Genomic DNA, 2235 nt, shown 5'->3' with positions numbered 1-2235 from the left:
GATCAACAAAATCCTGATCTGGCTTTAAGGAACCGGAAAATTATCGGATTGGAGATACTTCGGAATTTAAAATTTAATGCCAGTACAAACCGCTGGGAAAAAGGAATAATTTATGATGTTAGAACAGGGAAAGAATGGAATTTATCTGCATTACTTACTGAAAATGGTATGTTAGAGGTAAAAGGATTCTGGCACTTTGAATTTATGGGTCAAACCATGACGTTTAAGAAAGTAAAGTAAATAATTAACCTGCACATATGGATATTTTCCTAAGCATTTCGTTTCAGGAGCTTTTAAATCCTGAGTTTTACATCGTTAATGGGGGATTATGGATCGTACTTCTGATAGTTTTTATAGAGACAGGTTTGATGGCTGGTTTTTTCTTGCCTGGGGATAGTCTATTGTTTGTTTCGGGAATTTACAGCAAAACCCTGGTCAAAAGTTTGCCCGGATATCAGTCGGGCTTTGATTTATTGGATCTATTCATATTAGTTTTACTCATTACTATTAGTGGCATTTTAGGAAATTTACTTGGATTTTGGTTCGGGAAGCAAAGTGGGCAACTATTGTTGAAACGTAACGATACTTTTTTCTTCAAGAAACGTCATTTATTGCAAGCGAAGACCTTTTTTGATAAGCATGGTGCCATGGCTCTGATTCTTGCCAGATTTCTACCTATTATACGAACATTTACCCCTGTAGTAGCTGGAGTTGTAGGTATGGAAAAAGTAAAATTTATTACTTATAGTATTTTTGGGGTGATTTTATGGGCAACATTCATGTTGTTCTCGGGACGATATCTGTATCTGCTATTTTTAAACCAGTTTGGATTTGACATCAAAAAGCATTTGGAAATTATAGTACTGGGAATTGCTCTGATCACTACCCTGCCGGTACTTTACAAAATTTTAATGGCGAATGAGAAAGTTGCAGGAAATTTTAGAAGCTGAAGATAATTATGAATTTCTTAATGCCAGAAGTACCGGCAGGCCCCAAACATTAATGAAGGTAAAATATTTCACAGGTTATTTAAGACAATCCTTGAAAGGAGGGGGATGGGTCGAGCCATATCCAGAAAAATCTGTCATAAGTATGCATATGACTAAAATATCAATATTACAGCGTTTAGAATAGGGTAATGTCTTTTCTTAATAAAAATATCACTACAGTTTCTCTACAGTTTTTAGGTTTAAATTTATTTCATCAACATAAAAATACAATCATGAATTTTAAAAAAACCACAATGCCCTTAATGGCTCTGGCACTTTCATTTATTATGCTTAGTTGCAATAATGAGAAGAATGAAAAAGACGATAAAGATGAGGCTGCAGAAACGACCCAGCAGGAGAAAATGGAAGACAGTAAAGTTAACACCGCTGAACCTGTGGCAACAACTGTGCCTGCCGGTGAAATAACATTAGACAGATTGCCTGCTGGGGTAAAAGAATTTGTAACTAAAAATTACCCGGGTTATGCCATGGTTAAAGCGGCATCTGATCCGCTTTGTAAGGGTGGCGACGCCATCGACTTAGCCATCTCTAAAACAGGCGCACCCAATTTGTCACTCATTTTTACCCCCGACGGCACTTATGTTCAGCAAGAAGAAGACGTCCCTTTGACAACTGCCAGTACAAAAATAAAGAATACTTTGAAAGCAAAATATGCTGATTATTCCGCGGGTACTCAAATCGAGAAACTAATTCTTGCAGATAATTCGGTTCAATATCTGGTGGATCTAAGCAAGGGTAGTATCACTAAGGAAGTTATATTTACTACGGATGGTATGGTGGTTTGTGAGAACTGACCATATACTGAGTTGATCAGTGCAGGAACTCATTTTTGATAGTGCAGGAACTTTAAAAGACACCAAGTTAATTTCTATGAAAATTGCGTTCATCATATTCTTAACAGGAATATCTTTCAATTGCTATTCCCAGAGAACCGATACCTTATCCATTTATTCAGATACGGTATCGGTTAAATCAAAACCGGCCTCTACCTTTTACAAATCGGCCCCATACCTTGTACCCACTTCTTTAATCGCTTACGGCATTCTTTCCCGGGAATCCGATCTACTGCAGGCAGTGGACGGCAATGTAAATGCCGATTTAAGGGAGGACTATCCACCTTTCAGAACGCGTATAGATGATAAATTGCAGTATCTGCCTGCAGTATCCGCTTATGCTCTTGGATTTATGGGGGTTAAGGGAAAGAATACTTTTTCAGATAAAACCG

General features: G+C 37.5%; 3 protein-coding genes and 1 pseudogene. All 4 read left to right on the top strand.

Annotation, left to right across the window (positions count from 1 at the left end; translation table 11 throughout):
• Nucleotides 1–240 (top strand): DUF2147 domain-containing protein (locus WBJ10_RS03205; protein WP_424288111.1); only part of this gene is annotated, 240 nt, incomplete at its 5' end.
• Between the two features lie 17 nt (nucleotides 241–257).
• Complete coding sequence (locus WBJ10_RS03200) at nucleotides 258–950, top strand: DedA family protein (protein WP_424288110.1); 693 nt, start codon at nucleotides 258–260, stop codon at nucleotides 948–950.
• Between the two features lie 272 nt (nucleotides 951–1222).
• Nucleotides 1223–1804, top strand: a complete 582-nt coding sequence (locus WBJ10_RS03195; protein WP_424288109.1) for a hypothetical protein — start codon at nucleotides 1223–1225, stop codon at nucleotides 1802–1804.
• 76 nt (nucleotides 1805–1880) lie between these two features.
• Nucleotides 1881–2235: pseudogene (locus WBJ10_RS03190) on the top strand (hypothetical protein); the annotation flags it as partial.

It is taken from the genome of Daejeonella sp., assembly GCF_049655485.1.
GTDB lineage: Bacteria > Bacteroidota > Bacteroidia > Sphingobacteriales > Sphingobacteriaceae > Daejeonella.
Note: the sequence above shows the minus strand (reverse complement) of the source record. Positions and strands in the feature narration are given on the sequence as shown.

Excerpts from the sequence above, each read along its gene's own strand:
- WBJ10_RS03200 (WP_424288110.1), top strand. The coding sequence starts at position 258 with ATGGATATTTTCCTAAGCATTTCGTTTCAGGAGCTTTTAAATCCTGAG.
- WBJ10_RS03195 (WP_424288109.1), top strand. The coding sequence starts at position 1,223 with ATGAATTTTAAAAAAACCACAATGCCCTTAATGGCTCTGGCACTTTCA.